This is a genomic window from Streptomyces sp. NBC_01077, assembly GCF_045162855.1.
In the GTDB taxonomy this organism is placed as follows: domain Bacteria; phylum Actinomycetota; class Actinomycetes; order Streptomycetales; family Streptomycetaceae; genus Streptomyces.
In genome coordinates this window covers 7,269,128-7,285,228 of sequence record NZ_CP108669.1, presented here as the reverse complement: position 1 = coordinate 7,285,228, position 16,101 = coordinate 7,269,128, and the positions used below count along the sequence as shown (strand labels likewise).

Below are 16,101 nucleotides of genomic sequence, written 5' to 3'. Positions count from 1 at the left end.
GTGTGCCCAGCGGACGCTAAGCGGAACGACAAATTCCGCCGATTGTCAGATCCGACGGTAGCGGGTGAAGAGGAAGCCGTCCTGCTCCAGCACGGAAGCCACCGCGAAGCGTGTCGGGACGGCCACCGAAGGGCCCCCGGCGATCCGCTGGGCGTCGCCCGCCGTCATCGTCGGCGAGACCGTCAGACACAGCTCGTCGAGGACCCCCGCCGCCACGAACTGGCCGAGCAGCCGGGGCCCGCCCTCGGTCAGCTGCCGCCGGAGCCCGCGCTCCGCGAGCACCGCCTTCGCGCGGGCCGGCTCCACCCCGGCCCCGTCGCCCGCCACCAGTACCTCGGCGCCCGCCGCGCGCGCTTCCCGCACCCGCTCGGCGGGCGCGGCGGCCCCCGTGAGGATCAGGGTCGGCACCAGCGGCTCGGTGAAGAGCGGAAGCGAGAAGTCCAGGTTCAGGGAGGCGCTGACCACGGCGATCACCGGGGCCGGTCCCTGTCCGGTGGCGGCACGGCGGGCCGCGAAGGCCTCACGCGCGCGTGCGGGGCGGTAGCCCTCCAGGCGTACCGTTTCCGCACCGACGACGACCACATCGGCGAGGCCCCGCAGGGTGCCGAAGATCCGCATGTCGGTGTCGGAGGAGAGCGGCTGGGAACGCCCGTCGTGCTGCCCGGCCCCGTCGAGCGAGGAGACCATGTTGGCCCGCAGCCACACGCCGTCCCCCTCCGGATACGCGTAGGCGTCGGCGAGCTCGTCCAGGGACCAGTCACGTCCGGCGGCGGAGCCCTGCTCGGCGGGGGGCCCGGCCGTGGTCCCGGCGAGATTCCCGCCCGTGGTCCCGGTCGTGGTCCCAGCGGCGGTCTCGGGAGCTGTCATGTCCGTCACAGGGAGCAGTCGTCGCATCCTCGCAGTCTGACATGGCGCTTACAGTGGGGAACTGTGTCGACCCGTGCCCTCACTGAAGCCGCATCCACCTCAGCGGCCCCGCTCTCGCTCTGCTCCCGAGAGCCCCACGTCCCCGCCGACCGACTCGTCGCGGAGATGGTGCCGCCGCCGCGCTTCGACTCCGTACGGTTCGACACGTACCTCCCGGACCCGAACCAGCCCAGCCAGACGGACGCCGTCAAGGCACTGAGCTCCTTCGCCGAGGGCCTGGGCGGAGCACACGCCTCCGGCGCCGGGAGGCGCCGCTGGTTCGCCCGGAAGCCGGCCGCCCCCACCGGGCCGCGCGGGGTCTACCTCGACGGCGGGTACGGCGTCGGCAAGACCCACCTGCTCGCCTCGCTCTGGCACGCGACCCCCGCCGAGCCCGCGCTGAAGGCGTTCGGCACCTTCGTCGAGCTGACCAACCTGGTCGGCGCGCTGGGCTTCCAGCAGACCGTGAAGACCCTCAGCGGGCACCGTCTCCTCTGCATCGACGAGTTCGAGCTCGACGACCCGGGCGACACCGTCCTCGTCTCCAGCCTGCTCGGCAAGCTGGTCGAAGCCGGTGTGGCGCTCGCCGCCACCTCCAACACGCTCCCCGGCAAGCTCGGCGAGGGCCGCTTCGCCGCCGCCGACTTCCTCCGCGAGATCCAGGGCCTCTCCGCCCACTTCATGCCGCTGCGGATCGACGGCGAGGACTACCGCCACCGCGGTCTGCCCGAGGCCCCCTCCCCTTACTCCGACCAGGTCGTCACGGAGACCGCGTACGCGACGCCGGACGCCTCCCTCGACGACTTCCCGCACCTGCTCGAACACCTGGCCAGGGTTCACCCGAGCCGGTACGGCGCGCTCACCGACGACCTCACCGCCGTCTGCCTCACCGACGTCCAGCCCGTCCCGGACCAGTCGACGGCCCTCCGGCTCGTCGTCCTCGCCGACCGGCTCTACGACCGCGAGATACCCGTGCTCGCCTCCGGACTCCCGTTCGACCGACTGTTCAGCGACGAGATGCTGAACGGCGGCTACCGCAAGAAGTACTTCCGGGCGATCTCCCGGCTCACCGCGCTCGCCCGCGACGCCAAGGGGCTGGTCGCGCAGTAGGTTGGTGGCCATACCCGATCGAAAGGGATCCACCATGGCCACCGTGCGTCACGCCCACACCGTCTGGCAGGGCGACCTCCTCAAGGGTTCCGGCGTCGTCACCCTCGACTCCTCCGGTCTCGGCACGTACGACGTCTCCTGGCCCGCCCGCACCGAGGAGCCGAACGGGAAGACCAGCCCCGAGGAGCTCATCGCCGCCGCGCACTCCTCCTGCTTCTCGATGGCCTTCTCCAACATCCTGGCCAAGGCCTACGCTCCGCCGGCCCGCCTGGAGACCAAGGCCGACGTCACCTTCCAGCCCGGCCAGGGCATCACCGGCATCCACCTCACCGTGCGCGGCGAGGTCCCCGGCCTCGACGCGGACCAGTTCCAGGCGCTGGCCGAGGACGCGAAGAAGAACTGCCCGGTCAGCCAGGCGCTCACGGGCACGACGATCACCCTCACGGCCGAGCTCGCCGGTTCCTGACCCTGGGTCAGAACACACGCCACATGAGGCAGTTGTGGCCCGCATGGTTCTCGTGTCACCACAGTGCGTGGTACACACATGCGGGTCACGCGTCACACACCTGTCCGCCAGCAGGGAGTTGTTGCCTCATGTCATCCGCGACTCGACGTCAGATCCTGTCCCGCACCGGTGCCTCCGCCGCCGGAATCGCCTTCACCGGCGCCCTCTCCGAACTCTTCGCCGGCAGCGCGAGCGCCGCGACCACCGGCCACACGGGCCGAAAGGCCGGTTACGGCCCCCTGATCCCCGACCCCGCCGGCCTGCTCGACCTCCCGGCCGGCTTCCGCTACCGGGTGCTCTCCCGGCAGGGCGAACCGCTCCGCTCCGGCGAGGGCCCCGTCCCCAGCAACCCCGACGGCATGGGCGCCTTCGCCGGCCGTCGAGGCCGCGTGCACCTCGTCCGTAACCACGAGAACCGCGTCACCGGCAAGATCGGCGTGCCGACCGTCCCCGGCCTGACGTACGACCCGGCCGGCAAGGGCGGCTGTACGGCCCTGGAGCTCGACGGCCGCAACAACGTCCTCGGCGAGCGGGTCGCCATCGCCGGTACGGCCGTCAACTGCGCGGGCGGGCCCACCCCCTGGCGTACCTGGCTGACCTGCGAGGAGACCGAGGACAAGGCCGGCACCAACGGCTACACCAAGGACCACGGCTTCATCTTCGAGGTCGACGGCGCCGACCCGCACCGCACCGGAGCCGTCCCGCTCACCGCGATGGGCCGCTTCCAGCACGAGGCGATCGCGATCGACCCGGCGAGCGGCATCGTCTACGAGACGGAGGACGCCTTCGACCGCCCCTTCGGCCTCTTCTACCGCTTCCTCCCCCACAAGCCGCTCGGCGGCACGGGATCACTGCGCGCCGGCGGCGCCCTGGAGGCCATGCGGGTGCCCGGCGTGCCCGACCTCTCCGTCGTCCAGGAGACCGGCACCCGCTTCGAGGGCATCGAGTGGGTCCCCGTACCGGATCCGCAGGCGGCGGAAACCCCCATCAGATTCCAGGACTTCGGCCCCGGGGGCATCACCCACGCGCAGAAGCTGGAGGGCTGCTACTGGGGCGGCCGGGCCGTGTACTTCGTATCCTCCTTCGCACGTGTGAAGGACGGTTCCGGCGCGACGCACTTCGGCCAGGTCTGGAAGTACGAGCCGCACCGGCGCCGGCTCACCCTCGTCGTCGTCTTCGGCCCGGACACCGACCTGCAGCACCCCGGCGAGTCACCGGACAACATCTGTCTGGCACCGAGCGGGGGCCTGATGGTCTGCGAGGACGGCGAGGGGGCGCAGCACGTCTTCGGGGTGAGCGAGCGGGGCGAGGTGTACGCGGTGGCCAGGGGTGCGCAGAACATCGGCACGCCCGAGGCCCCGGAGTGGGGCGAGTTCGCGGGCGTCACCTTCTCGCCGGACCGGCAGACGATGTACGTGAACTGCTACACGCCGGGCACGACGTTCGCGGTGACGGGCCCGTGGTGCTGAGCTGAGGTGCCGATCCCGGTCGCTCGCACTCGCGGGCGGCCGGGTTCCGTCGCAGGATCGGGGGAGGACGAGCGGCGCGGCGGAAGGGGCACGAGGTGGCGAAGAAGGACGGGAAGAACAAGCACAAGGGCAGGTCCAAGCCCGTATCCGTGCGGGAGGCACTCCGCGTCCCGGAGGGCGAGCGCATCGACCTCACCGCGTACGACGCCTCCGCGACCCCGGCCGGCCCCGCCGACAAGGCGGCCGGTCTGGCCGCCACCGCCGCCCTCGCACCGCGCCTCGCGGACCTCCAGGAACGCCTGTACGCGTCGAGCACGGCCGGTGACCGCCGACGCGTGCTCCTGGTCCTCCAGGGAATGGACACCAGTGGCAAGGGCGGCACGGTCAAGCACGTCATCGGCCTCTTCAACCCGTCCGGCTGCCGTATCCGCGCCTTCAAGGCCCCGACTCCGGAGGAGCAGAACCACCCCTTCCTCTGGCGCATCATGAAGGCGCTCCCGCGGCCGGGCGAGATCGGCATCTTCGACCGCTCGCACTACGAGGACGTGCTCATCGCCCGTGTACGGGAGCTGGTCCCGCGCTCCCAGCTCGGCCGACGCTACGGCCAGATCAACCGCTTCGAGCAGTCCCTCGCCGACGACGGCGTGACGGTCGTCAAGGTCTTCCTCCACATCTCGTACGAGGAACAGCGCAGCCGCCTCCTGGAGCGCCTGAACAACCCGGAGAAGCACTGGAAGTTCAACGTGGGCGACATCGAGGATCGCGCTCTGTGGCCGGCGTACCGGGAGGCGTACGAGATCGCCCTGGAACGCTGCACGACGGACCAGACCCCCTGGTACCTGGTCCCGGCGGACCGCAAGTGGTACCGCAACTGGGCCATCAGCAAGCTGCTGCTCGAACACCTGGAGGCACTGGACCCGAAGTACCCGCCGGGGGACTTCGACGTGGCCGAGTGCAGGCGGCGGCTACTGGCCACGTGAGCGGACGGGGTCAGCCGAGCGTGACGGCGCTGCCCCACCAGTAGTCGGCGGGCACGTTCCAGGAGCGCAGTGGGGTGCCGAACCTGCCCGCCGTGTCCGGCTTGAAGGTGTAGAAGGCCGCCCGGCCGTCGCTGTAGCCGTAGAACGCGGACACGTCCGACCGGCCGTTGCCGTCGAAGTCGCCGGAGGCGATCTGCACGTTCTCCACCCACCAGTTCCCCGGCGCCGTCGTCCAGGACTTCACCGGGCTCTCGAAGGTGCCGTCCGTCCTGGTGGCGAAGGTGAAGAGGGAGATGCCGCCGTCCTCGTAGCCGTACATGGCGGCCACGTCGGCCCGCCGGTCGCCGTCGTAGTCGCCCGCGGTGAGTTTGACGTTCTTCCCCCACCAGGACTTCTCGGGGACGTTCCACGACTTCACGGGATCGGCGAAGCCGCCGTCCGTCTCGGACTTGAAGGTGAACAGGGCGGCCCGGCCGTCGTTGTAGCCGTAGAACGCGGCCACGTCGTCCCGGCCGTTGCCGTCGAAGTCACCCGACGCCAGCTTCACGTTCTCGCCCCACCAGTGGTCCGCGGGGACGTTCCACGAGCGCAGCGGGGTGCCGAACTCACCCGAGGCGTCGGACTTGAAGGTGTACAGCGCGGCCCGGCCGTCGCCGTAGCCGTAGAACGCGGCCACGTCGTCACGCCCGTTGCCGTCGAAGTCGCCGGACACCAGCTGGACGTTCTCCGGCCACCAGTTCCCCGGCGCCGTCGTCCAGGACTTCACCGGAGCCGCGAATCCGCCGTCGGGCTTGGACAGGAACGTGAACATCGCCACCGATCCGTCGGCGTAGTCGTACATGGCCGCGAGGTCCGCGCGTCCGTCGCCGTTGAAGTCGCCCGCCACGGGCTTGATGCTGCGGTGGGTCCAGTTGCCGGGGGTCACGCTCCACGACTTGACGGGGTCGGCGAACCCGCCGTCGCTCCTGCCGAGGAAGGTGAAGAGGGAGACCGAACCGTCGGCGTAGCCGTAGAAGGCCGCGTTGTCGTCGCGGCCGTCGCCGTTGAAGTCCGCGTTCACCCGGGACGCGGAGTCGTCCCGCCAGGCGGCCTCGGTGGGTTCGCTGGGGAAGGGTTCGGCGGTGTCGCCGCCCAGGCCCGCGCGGGGGCCGCAGGTGGGCCAGGCACGTTCGCCCTGGCCGGCGAGGACCTTCTCGCCGATGAGTATCTGCTCCTTCTTGGTGGCCAGGTGCGGATAGGTCGCGTAGCGACTGCCGCCGTACGCCTTCCAGGTGCTGAGCTTGAACTGGAGGCCACCGTAGTAGAGCCCGTTCGAGCTGATGATCGACCAGTTTCCGCCGCTCTCGCACTGGGCGACCTTGTCCCAGGTGGCGACCGACGCGGCCTGCGCGGGTGCCGCCGGCAGCAGGGCCGTCGCGCCCAGCAGCAGCGTCGTCGCGAGGGCGCCACGGGTTCCCGTACCGAGGGTCTTGCGTCCCATGTCATGTCCCGTTTCGTCAGGAAGGGCGGCGGCACGGTCAGGTGCCGCCGCCCTTGAATGGATCCGGCTCAGCCGAGCTTCACGTGGTCGCCCCACCAGTAGTCGGCGGGCACGTTCCAGGAGCGCAGCGGGGTGCCGAACCTGCCCGCCGTGTCCGGCTTGAAGGTGTAGAAGGCCGCCCGGCCGTCGCTGTAGCCGTAGAACGCAGCCACGTCACCGCGGCCGTTGCCGTCGAAGTCGCCCGAGGCGATCTGGACGTTCTCCACCCACCAGTTGCCGGGTTCGGTGGTCCAGGACTTCACCGGGCTCTCGAAGGTGCCGTCCGCCCTGGTGACGAAGGTGAAGAGGGAGACGGCTCCGTCCTCGTAGCCGTACATCGCGGCCACGTCGGCCCGGCCGTTGCCGTCGTAGTCGGCGGCGGTCAGCTTGACGTTCTCGCCCCACCAGGACTTCTCGGGGACGTTCCACGACTTCACGGGATCGGCGAAGCCGCCGTCCGTCTCGGACTTGAAGGTGAACAGGGCGGCCCGGCCGTCCTCGTAGCCGTAGAACGCGGCCACGTCATCACGTCCGTTGCCGTCGAAGTCACCCGACGCCAGCTTCACGTTCTCGCCCCACCAGTAGTTCTCGGGGACGTTCCACGAGCGCAGCGGGGTTCCGAACTCACCCGAGGCGTCGGACTTGAAGGTGTACAGCGCGGCCCGGCCGTCGCTGTAACCGTAGAACGCGGCCACATCATCACGCCCGTTGCCGTCGAAGTCACCCGACGCCAGCTTCACGTTCTCCGGCCACCAGTTCCCCGGCGCCGCCGTCCACGACTTCACCGGAGCCGAGAAACCCCCACCCGCCTCAGACTTGAACGTGAACAACGACACCGAACCATCGGCGTAGTCATACATCGCCGCGAGATCCGCACGACCGTTACCGTCGTAATCACCCGCCGTCAGCTTCACACTCTTGAACGTCCAGTTCCCCGGCGGACGCGTCCACGACTTCACCGGAGCATCGAAACCACCGTCCGCCCGCGCCAGGAACGTGAACAACGCCACCGAACCGTCCCCGTACCCGTAAAGCGCCGCCACATCATCCCGACCATCACCATTGAAATCCGCGTTCACCCGGGAGGCGGCATCCTCGCGCCAGGTGTCGGCCGGGGGCTGCGGGGCGGTGGCGGGGGCGACGTCCACATAGTTGCGGTCGATGTTGAGGGACACTCCGCCGTGCGTCTCCCCCACGTCGCCGGCGTACTGGTGCACGCGTCGCTGGCCCGGCCAGTAGGAGCTGCCCGGGAGGCCCATCGAGGTGTTGGAGATGTCCGCCACGCCGTTCCAGTTGGCGGCCCACAGCACGTCGGGCTTCGCGTAGCGGGAGTTGTTGTGGAGGGCGGCCAGGTCACCGGAGTTCTGGGCGTTCACGTACACGCCCGGACGGAAGCCCAGTTCGCGGACGCGGGCGCTGTAGCCGGAGAGGTACTCGATGACCCGGGTGCGGTACGTCGCCGAGGAGTAGGGCTCCATGTCCGTGTACAGCACGGTCTGGGCGGCGAATCCGAGCGCCTTGGCCCTGTCCACCGCGCCGTCGGCGGACTCCCTGCCCTGCTGGGTGGCCTCGCCGGGCGAGATCCCCCCGGCCTGGAGGCCCGCGTAGATCGGGATCATGTGCCAGCCGTCGGCCGTACGGTCGGACACCCAGCCGGCGGTCAGGTTGGGCTGGGCGCAGACCCTGGTGGGGCCTCCGATGTAGATGCCGACGCCCTGGTAGGGCGAGGACTTCCACGCCTGCATCAGGCTCGCGGAGGGGGCGGCGCAGGCGTCGAAGGCCTTGCCGGTGTATCCGGTGCTGGGCGTCGCGGCCATCGCTCTGGCGGCCGAGGAACGGGGAGATGGGAGCTCGCCCGGGACCGCCGCCGGTCCGGTGCGGCCCGAGCCGACGACACGGGAGACGGTGTCGGGGCTCTTGCCGTAGACGGCCGTGACGAGCAGTCCGGCGCCCTCGACGGACAGGGCGATCTCGCGGTCGATGTTGTCCGCGAGGCGGGTCGGGAGGGGCTGGCCTACCGGTACGCGGAGCACGGACGCGGGGTCGGGGACGGTGGCCCCTGACAGGGGTTCCACCACCAGGGCGTCGGCCCGCTCGCCGACCGCGTCGGCGGGACAGGACTGCTGCGCTCCGGGGTGACCCAGGTAGACGGTGGCCGTGTCGAACCGTACGCACGTGCCGGGCGCCTTCTCCAGGTCGACGACGCGCCAGTGCGCGGGGACGTCGAGCCGCAGTCCCCGGTACTCCACGGGCTTGGATTCGCCGGCCGGTGCGGACACCTCGGGGGCGGACGCCGGGAGGGCTGACGCCGCGGACGCGGTCGCGGCGGGAAACGCCAGAGCCGTCAGCGCGGCGGCGACGGTCCAGCCTCTGCGCGGTTTTCGGGTGGTACGGGCAAGGGGTGCGTGCATGGTGGGGTTCGCTTCCGGTGGATGGGGCCGAGAGGGCGGGACGGGGCGACGGGGTGGTGCAGGGGCAGCGGGAAGGCCGGGGCCGCCCGGCGGGTGCGGGCCGGCCCCGTTCGGATGAGGGTGGGCCGGGCTCTTCACGTGCCCGGCCCGGACGGCTCAGCCGAGCTTCACGTGGTCGCCCCGCCAGTAGTCGGCGGGCACGTTCCAGGAGCGCAGCGGGGTGCCGAACTCGCCCGCCGTGTCCGGCTTGAAGGTGTAGAAGGCCGCCCGGCCGTCGCTGTAGCCGTAGAACGCCGCCACGTCCGACCGGCCGTTGCCGTCGTAGTCGCCCGAGGCGATCTGGACGTTCTCGCCCCACCAGTTGTCCGCGGGCACGTTCCAGGACTTCACCGGGTTGTTGAAGGTCCCGTCGGTCTTGGTCGGGAAGGTGAACAGCGCGGCGCGGCCGTCGCTGTAGCCGTAGAAGGCGGCGGCGTCCGCCCGGCCGTCACCGTTGTAGTCGCCCGCGGTCAGCTTGACGTTGGAGAAGGTCCAGTTGCCCGGCGCCGTGGTCCAGGACTTCACCGGTGCCACGAAGCCACCGTCCGTCTCGGACTTGAAGGTGAACAGGGAGACGGTGCCGTCCTCGTACCCGTACATCGCGGCCAGGTCGTCCCGGCCGTTGCCGTCGAAGTCGCCGGCGGCGAGCTTGACGTTCTCGCCCCACCAGTAGTCGGCGGGCACGTTCCACGAGCGCAGCGGGGTTCCGAACTCACCCGAGGCGTCGGACTTGAAGGTGTAGAGCGCGGCCCGGCCGTCCTCGTAGCCGTAGAACGCGGCCACATCATCACGCCCGTTGCCGTCGAAGTCACCCGACGCCAGCTTCACGTTCTCCGGCCACCAGTTCCCCGGCGCCGCCGTCCACGACTTCACCGGAGCCGAGAAACCCCCACCCGCCTCAGACTTGAACGTGAACAACGACACCGAACCATCGGCGTAGTCATACATCGCCGCGAGATCCGCACGACCGTTACCGTCGTAATCACCCGCCGTCAGCTTCACACTCTTGAACGTCCAGTTCCCCGGCGGACGCGTCCACGACTTCACCGGAGCATCGAAACCACCGTCCGCCCGCGCCAGGAACGTGAACAACGCCACCGAACCGTCCCCGTACCCGTAAAGCGCCGCCACATCATCCCGACCATCACCATTGAAATCCGCGTTCACCCGGGAGGAGGTGTCCTCCTTCGGCTCCTCCGGCTCCGGGACGGTGTCGTCCACGATGTTCTTCAGGCGCACCGGCGAGAAGGGTCCGTGACCGCCGTAGTAGGGGTACGGAACGATGCGGTGGTGGACGCCACTGGGCGTGAACTCGTAGCCCCAGTAGGCGGTCTTGTCGCTGCTCGTCCACTCCTCGAAGAGCACGATGTGGCCGCCGGCGCCGGCGTCGTCGTCCAGCAGCGCGTCACCGGCCTTGAGTTCGCCCTTCGTTATCCACTCGGCCGTTCCCGGCACGAAGTTCGGGGTCGCCAGCGAGGAGCTGAGGCCCCACGCCATGGAGATGTAACCGGAGCAGTCCATCCGGTAGCCCTTGTAGTAGTTCGTCCAGCTGTAGTCCAGACCCTTCCCGACCCAGGTCTTCGCCCGCGCGATGACCTCGCTCCGGGTGATCCCGGCCGCCGCGGTGAGGCTCCGCTGAGCGGTCTGCCTGCGGAACTCCTCGGGAACCGGAGTGACCTTGCCCTGCCCCGCGTTCGGGTAGTCGGCTCCGCCCGCCTCCGCGACCGGCCGGCTGTCCGACGGTCCGGCCTGCTGCGCGAACGCGGTGCCGGTCACGCCGAGCCCGAGGGCCGTGGCCGCGCACAGCGCGACGGTGATGCGGCGGGAGTTTCTGATCCCGTTCATTTTCTGCCTTTCAAGAGAGTCGGACCGATTTCCGCAAGGGATACGGGGAGGGGGAGATGAATTCACTCACTGCCAGCCGAGCGTGGCCTTGACGACCGGGCTGTCCGCCATCGCGCTGGTGCTGAATCCGGTGCAAACGAACGCGAGGAACAGGGTCACAGCAAGGCGGGCACGCAGCACGGCGAAGTCCTTTACGGATGGGGTGAATTCGGCGAACCGAAATGCGGATGACTGGATCCTGCACCAGGGCGTGGTCCCGGTGAAGCGATGAATGCTGTCCGCATCGGGACACGGCCGCTTCGGGACACCGCATACCGTCGGGCGCGCCACCGACGGCATCGGGCTCCTACGGGTCCAGGAGCGGCCAGACCAGCACGGCGTCGCAGGAAACGGCGGCGTATCCCCAGCCCGGATGCCGGCTCAGCGCGCGGGCGCATACCGCGGCAGCCGTCTCCTCGGCGACGGCGAGGCTCTCCACCCGCAGGAACAGGCCGACGACGGCCTCCCGATAGGAGACGTGGTGCACCACGACGTGCTCCACGCCCTCGACCGGCTCCGCCGCGGCAAGGATCTCCCTCGCCATCTCCCGGGCCGGTTCGGCGTGGACGGGACCGCACAACCCCACGTGGATCAGATGCATTCCACGATCTTCGTGAGCCGCCCCGCGCATGCCGCCGGTCTTTGGTGTCCCAAACCGGCCAAGGCCACAACCGGTCACATCAGAACTCACTTCGGCCACTGGAGCAACGGAGCGGTGTGCACCGTGTGATGATTCGAACACGTATCTATGGGGGGTACATACATGCTTGACGCATTGGGAATCGACACACGAACAGAACATGTCTATCGAATGTTGCTTCAGCACGCCGACTGGGGCGTCGCGGAGCTGGCGGCCGCTCTCTCCTTGGCCAAGGGAGAGGTCCGGGCGGCGCTCGACCGGCTCAGCGAGCTGTCGCTCCTGCGCCCCTCCGCCACGGAGCACAACCGACTCCACCCGGTCAGCCCGGAGCTGGCGATGGACACGCTGCTCGCGCGCCAGCAGGCGGAGTTGCTCGCGCAGCAGCAGAAGCTCGAGGCGTCCCGCGCCGCGGCCGCCCAGCTCATCGCGGACTGGGTCGGCTTCCAGCCGCTGGCGGACTCGCCGGGCGTGGAGACTCTCGTCGGGGTGGACCGGATTCGCGACCGACTGGCAGAGCTGAGCCGCCACATCGAGCACGAGGTCATGGCGTTCGTTCCGGACGCGCCCGACGCGAGGAACATCGCATCGGCCAAGCCGCTGGACTCGAAGCTGCTGGCCCGCGGCGTGCGGATGCGCACCCTGTATCCCGAGTCCGTACGCAACAACCCGGCCGGGACGGACTACGCGAACCTGCTCGCATCCCTGGGCGGCGAGGTACGCACCACCCCCGACGTCCCGGTCCGCATGACCGTCATCGACCGGCGTGTCGCCGTCCTGCCGGTGCACGGTGAGAACAGCGGGCACAGTGCCGTCCTGCTCACGGGAGACGGCGCCCTCACCGCGCTGTGCGCCCTGTTCGACCTGGCCTGGGACCGGGCCGACCCGCTCGGCACGGTGAGAACGCGCGACGAGCGGGGACTCACGTCCCAGGAGCGGGAGACGCTCCGGCTTCTGGAGCACGGGCACACCGACGAGACCATCGCGAAGCGGCTCGGCATCTCCAGCCGGACCACGCGCCGGATCGTGGCCGGGATCATGGACACGCTGGGGGCGCGGAGCCGCTTCCAGGCCGGGGCGATGGCCTCGCAGCGGGGCTGGCTCACCACCCCGGCCCTGCCCCGCACGCGGGACGACTCCCACCGGACCCAGGACCCCTAGGTCCACCGTCACCGAGGGGGCGTCGACTCGGCGCGTGGACTCGGGCGCTGCTGACGTCGCGTCGCGGGTGATAAGCACTTTGATCGGATAGCTTCCGATCGTGAACACTTCTGTACGAAAGTTGGCGGCGCTCAGTCTCCTGGGCGCCGCTCTTGTCGGCTGTGGCGGAGGCGCCGCCGAGCCCTCCGCGCCCCCGGCCGCCGAGGCCTCCGCCTCCGACAGCCCGTCGGCCCGGGCGAGCGCGCCCGCCGGCGGCCCGAAGCCCGCGCGCGTTCCGGCCGCCCCGCCCACCATGGCACCCGGCCCCGGCGGCCTCACCCCCGTGTACACGCGCCGGGCGGCCGGCACGTCGAAGGGCGCGGAGAAGGTCGTCGCACTCACCTTCGACGCCGACATGACGGCCGATCAGGGGCCCCGGGCCGCACGCGGCGAGCGCTTCGACAACCCGCAGCTCATCGCGACCCTGCGCCGGCTCAAGGTGGACGCGACCGTGTTCATGACGGGCCGTTGGGCGGAGGAGTACCCGGACCAGGCCAAGTCCATCGGCGGCGACCCGCGCTTCGAGATCGCGAACCACTCGTACAGTCACTACGCCTTCGCGTCCCCCTGCTACGGCCTCCCGACCGTCGCCGGGCCCGACATGGCGTCCGACGTGCAGCGGGCCTTCGACGCGTTCCGCGACGCCGGGGCCGTGAACGTCGTCCCGTACTTCCGCTTCCCCGGCGGCTGCTACGACGACGCGGCCCTCCGCGCGCTGACCCCGGCCGGGGTGACGGCGGTCCAGTGGGACGTGGTCAGCGGCGACGCGTTCGCGAAGGACGCGGACGCGGTGGCCGAGCAGGTCCTCGACGGGGTGAAGCCCGGCTCGCTGGTCGTCATGCACTGCACGCGCAGCGCGGCCCCGGTCACGGAGCAGGCGATCCGCCGCATCGTCCCGGAACTCCGCGCCCGCGGCTACCGCTTCGTGAAGGTCTCGGAGCTGATGGGCGGCTGAACCGGCGTTCTCTAGCCGGAGCAGGCCGTGCGCTGGGCCTCCTGCCATTCGCAGACCGGGCACAGCGTGATGCCCTTCGTGGACTCCGGATACTCGGTCGGCTCCTGGCACAGCACACAGGCGGCGAACGGTCCCTCGGTCGCCGGTTCGGGCTTCGGACCGGGCTCCGGGGCGCAGTACGACATGGACTCGCTCATGCCTTCGAGCCTACTCACTCCAGGCGGGCGGTGGCCCGGCAGGCGAGGGCCGCGCACGCCGCCGCGAGGAGCACGGAACCCGCGCCGGCGAGCCACGGCGGGTCCGCGGTCATCGTCCGAGAGCCGGTGATCAGGGCGGTCATCGCGTGCTTGGCCGGGGAGCCGGTGGTCACCAGGGCGAGCAGCGAGCCGAGGACGAGTGCGGCGAGGGACCAGCCGGGGGCCCGGACGAAGGGGCGGGAGGCCAGCGCGCCGACGGCGGCGCCCGTCAGGGCGCAGGCCAGTGCCGCCAGAAGCCCCGTGGTCGCGGCGGCGAGCGCGGTGACGCCGCGCCGGTTGCCGGTCGCCGTCACCGCGAGGACCGCGACCACGCCGACGAGGGCCGGCAGCGCGGTCCCGGTGACGAGCGCCGCGAGATGCGCGCGGTCCCGGCCGGCCGCCGCCGCGACCGCGTTCCGGGCGGCGGGCGACTCCTGCGAGACGCAGATCCGTACGGCCCAGGCCGTCACGGGAAGCAGCGCGGCGGCCGTCAGGCCGAGCGCACCGAGGACGGGCTCCCCCACACTGACGCCGACGCCGAGGACGGCCACGTACAGGAGCAGCGGCGCGAGCCACCGCTGCGAGCGGAGCAGCAGGCCGGTCTGGTAGCGCAGGAGCGCCGTCATACGCGTACGCCTTCGGGGCCGAGGTGGTGGATGTGCCAGGAGGCGGCGAGGAGCACGCTCAGCAGGGCGTCGGAGTGGGACGCGTCGACGGTGAGGACGGTGGTGCCGTCGCCGTCGGGTCCCGGTGCGGTGACCGGGTCGCCGGGGAGACGCTCCGGGAGCGGGAGCGGGCGCGGGCCGCCGGAGACGGTGATCCGCACGCACGCCCGCGGCCCGGCGCCCGGGCGGACCGGCCCCGAGTCCGGGCAGGTCGGCCCCACCTCCGGGCCGGCCGGCCCCGAGTCCAGGCGGACAGGCCGCAAGTCGGGGCGGACCGGCTCCTCGGCGACCCTGACCCGCCCCTCCCCCACCTCGTACACCGCGTCCGGCTCCCCCTCCAGCCGTCGTGGGTCGTGGTCGACGAAGACGACCGTTCCGCCTGCCGCCCGGCGTGAGCGGACCGCCGCGTCCAGTTCCGCACGCGCGCCCGTGTCCAGGCCCGTCCAGGCCTCGTCGAGGACGAGGAGGGAGGGGTCGGCGAGGAAGGCCTGGGCCACGGCGACCTTCTGGCTCGTGCCCTTGGAGAGTTCCGCCATGGCGGTACGGGCGTGCCCGCCGGCACCGAAGCGCTCCAGCCACTCCCCCGCCCGCGCCCGGGCCGCGGCCCCGCCGAGTCCCTGGATCCGCCCGAGGTGGACCAGATAGTCGGTGGCCGTGAAGGGGAGCGCGACGGGGAAGCGCTCGGGGACGTACGCCGTGCGGGGCGGGCGGCCCGTGACGCGGCCCTCGGTGGGCGCGTCGACGCCGGCGACGAGCCGGAGCAGGGTCGACTTGCCGGTGCCGTTCGTGCCGACGACCCGGACGAGGGTCCCGGCGGGCAGGTCGAGGCCGACCTCGCGGAGGACCCACGGCCCCCGGAGGCCGTGCCGGCGCCCGACCCGCTCCAGCCTCAACTCGACGAGTTCTTCTGCGGGGTCAGCTCGCTGGGACGGACGACCACGAAGCCCTGGCCCTCCAGCTTCAGCTGCACCGCCTCACCGGAGCCGCCGCGGATCATCGAGCCGAGGGACTGCGAGCGGTGCAGCGAGGGGCGCAGCTTCTCGCTCCAGCCGACGACGGCGTCGGTGTCGACGTGGACCGGGGCCTCCGGGGTGACGGGGATGACGATCGGGTTGCCCTCGCACATGAGGGCGACCTTTCCGTAGCCGGAGAAGACCGAGTTGAAGAGGCCGCCGCCGGTGATGCCCGCGCCCTTCACCGTCTGGATCTCGTAGTGGAGGGTGGCGTCGAAGCAGAGCACGTTGCGGCCGTTGACCGAGAACGCGTCGCCCTGCTCGATCTCGATGATGAAGCAGTTCTGCGCCTCGTGCGCGAACCACGCCTCGCCCTGGCCGCGCACGGCCATCAGGGCCAGGCCCTCGCCGGTGACGGCACGCTTGAGCAGGCCGCCGATGCCCTGGCCCTTGCGCTCGAACCGGAGGTCGCCGCGGAAGGCGATCATCGATCCCTGACGGGCGTGCATCTCGCCGTTGACGGTGTACTTGACGGATTTGGCGTTCTGGAGGGTCATCCCCGGAAAGTCCGCGGTCTCGGCGAGGTGTTCGCCGGTGAAAAGATCACTCTTCATGAGAGGCATCCTGGCCCG

The 16,101-nt window shown here is 70.9% G+C and carries 16 protein-coding genes; 6 read left to right on the top strand and 10 right to left on the bottom strand.

What is annotated here, in order from left to right:
* Nucleotides 1–45 precede the first annotated feature (45 nt).
* Entirely contained in the window at nt 46–894 is an 849-nt protein-coding gene (locus OG462_RS32925; RefSeq protein WP_406063261.1) for a pyrimidine reductase family protein, read from the bottom strand.
* 36 nt (nt 895–930) lie between these two features.
* Here OG462_RS32925 and zapE point away from each other — a divergent pair, with 36 nt between their 5' ends.
* The 4 genes from zapE (at nt 931) to OG462_RS32905 (ending at nt 4,970) form a co-directional block, all read left to right on the top strand.
* The gene (gene zapE / locus OG462_RS32920) at nt 931–2,016 is read left to right on the top strand and encodes a cell division protein ZapE (protein ID WP_406063259.1); all 1,086 of its coding nucleotides are present in this window, start codon (nt 931–933) and stop codon (nt 2,014–2,016) included.
* Between the two features lie 34 nt (nt 2,017–2,050).
* Complete coding sequence (locus tag OG462_RS32915) at nt 2,051–2,482, top strand: OsmC family protein (RefSeq protein ID WP_406063257.1); 432 nt, start codon at nt 2,051–2,053, stop codon at nt 2,480–2,482.
* Between the two features lie 128 nt (nt 2,483–2,610).
* Nucleotides 2,611–3,990, top strand: coding sequence for an alkaline phosphatase PhoX (locus OG462_RS32910; protein ID WP_406063255.1), 1,380 nt, complete (start codon nt 2,611–2,613; stop codon nt 3,988–3,990).
* Nucleotides 3,991–4,085: 95 nt separating this feature from the next.
* A complete protein-coding gene (locus OG462_RS32905; protein WP_406063253.1) occupies nt 4,086–4,970 on the top strand; it encodes a PPK2 family polyphosphate kinase in 885 nt (294 codons plus the stop codon).
* A 10-nt stretch (nt 4,971–4,980) separates the two neighbouring features.
* On the opposite strand, the gene OG462_RS32900 is transcribed toward OG462_RS32905, so the two are convergent.
* The 5 genes from OG462_RS32900 to OG462_RS32880 all read right to left on the bottom strand — a co-directional run bounded on the left by OG462_RS32900 (nt 4,981) and on the right by OG462_RS32880 (nt 11,424).
* Nucleotides 4,981–6,450 (bottom strand): transglycosylase family protein, encoded by a 1,470-nt coding sequence (locus OG462_RS32900; protein WP_406063251.1) that lies wholly within the window; start codon nt 6,448–6,450, stop codon nt 4,981–4,983.
* 68 nt (nt 6,451–6,518) lie between these two features.
* Nucleotides 6,519–8,900: a glycoside hydrolase domain-containing protein gene (locus OG462_RS32895; protein ID WP_406063249.1), complete on the bottom strand. Its 2,382-nt coding sequence runs from the start codon at nt 8,898–8,900 to the stop codon at nt 6,519–6,521.
* Nucleotides 8,901–9,056: 156 nt separating this feature from the next.
* The gene (locus tag OG462_RS32890; protein WP_406063247.1) at nt 9,057–10,784 is read right to left on the bottom strand and encodes an FG-GAP repeat domain-containing protein; all 1,728 of its coding nucleotides are present in this window, start codon (nt 10,782–10,784) and stop codon (nt 9,057–9,059) included.
* A 66-nt stretch (nt 10,785–10,850) separates the two neighbouring features.
* Nucleotides 10,851–11,123, bottom strand: a complete 273-nt coding sequence (locus OG462_RS32885) for a hypothetical protein (RefSeq protein WP_406063245.1) — start codon at nt 11,121–11,123, stop codon at nt 10,851–10,853.
* A 7-nt stretch (nt 11,124–11,130) separates the two neighbouring features.
* The gene (locus tag OG462_RS32880; RefSeq protein WP_406063243.1) at nt 11,131–11,424 is read right to left on the bottom strand and encodes a hypothetical protein; all 294 of its coding nucleotides are present in this window, start codon (nt 11,422–11,424) and stop codon (nt 11,131–11,133) included.
* Nucleotides 11,425–11,634: 210 nt separating this feature from the next.
* On the opposite strand from OG462_RS32880, the gene OG462_RS32875 reads away from it, so the two are divergent.
* Together OG462_RS32875 and OG462_RS32870 are read left to right on the top strand one after the other, a co-directional pair.
* Nucleotides 11,635–12,621, top strand: a complete 987-nt coding sequence (locus OG462_RS32875) for a LuxR C-terminal-related transcriptional regulator (RefSeq protein WP_406063242.1) — start codon at nt 11,635–11,637, stop codon at nt 12,619–12,621.
* A gap of 100 nt (nt 12,622–12,721) precedes the next feature.
* On the top strand, nt 12,722–13,615 hold the full coding sequence (locus OG462_RS32870) for a polysaccharide deacetylase family protein (protein WP_406063240.1): 894 nt from the start codon (nt 12,722–12,724) through the stop codon (nt 13,613–13,615).
* An 11-nt stretch (nt 13,616–13,626) separates the two neighbouring features.
* Here the strand turns inward: OG462_RS32870 and OG462_RS32865 are convergent, their stop codons facing one another.
* From OG462_RS32865 to OG462_RS32850, 4 genes are read right to left on the bottom strand one after another with little or no spacing between them, the layout of a single operon-like run.
* Nucleotides 13,627–13,812 (bottom strand): hypothetical protein, encoded by a 186-nt coding sequence (locus OG462_RS32865; protein ID WP_406063239.1) that lies wholly within the window; start codon nt 13,810–13,812, stop codon nt 13,627–13,629.
* A gap of 14 nt (nt 13,813–13,826) precedes the next feature.
* Nucleotides 13,827–14,477, bottom strand: coding sequence for an ABC transporter (locus tag OG462_RS32860; protein ID WP_406063237.1), 651 nt, complete (start codon nt 14,475–14,477; stop codon nt 13,827–13,829).
* Entirely contained in the window at nt 14,474–15,409 is a 936-nt protein-coding gene (locus OG462_RS32855) for an ATP-binding cassette domain-containing protein (protein ID WP_406063235.1), read from the bottom strand. The genes OG462_RS32860 and OG462_RS32855 overlap by 4 nt, the downstream gene beginning before the upstream one ends.
* Nucleotides 15,406–16,083, bottom strand: coding sequence for an AIM24 family protein (locus OG462_RS32850; protein WP_406063234.1), 678 nt, complete (start codon nt 16,081–16,083; stop codon nt 15,406–15,408). The genes OG462_RS32855 and OG462_RS32850 overlap by 4 nt, the downstream gene beginning before the upstream one ends.
* Between the last annotated feature and the right edge of the window lie 18 nt (nt 16,084–16,101).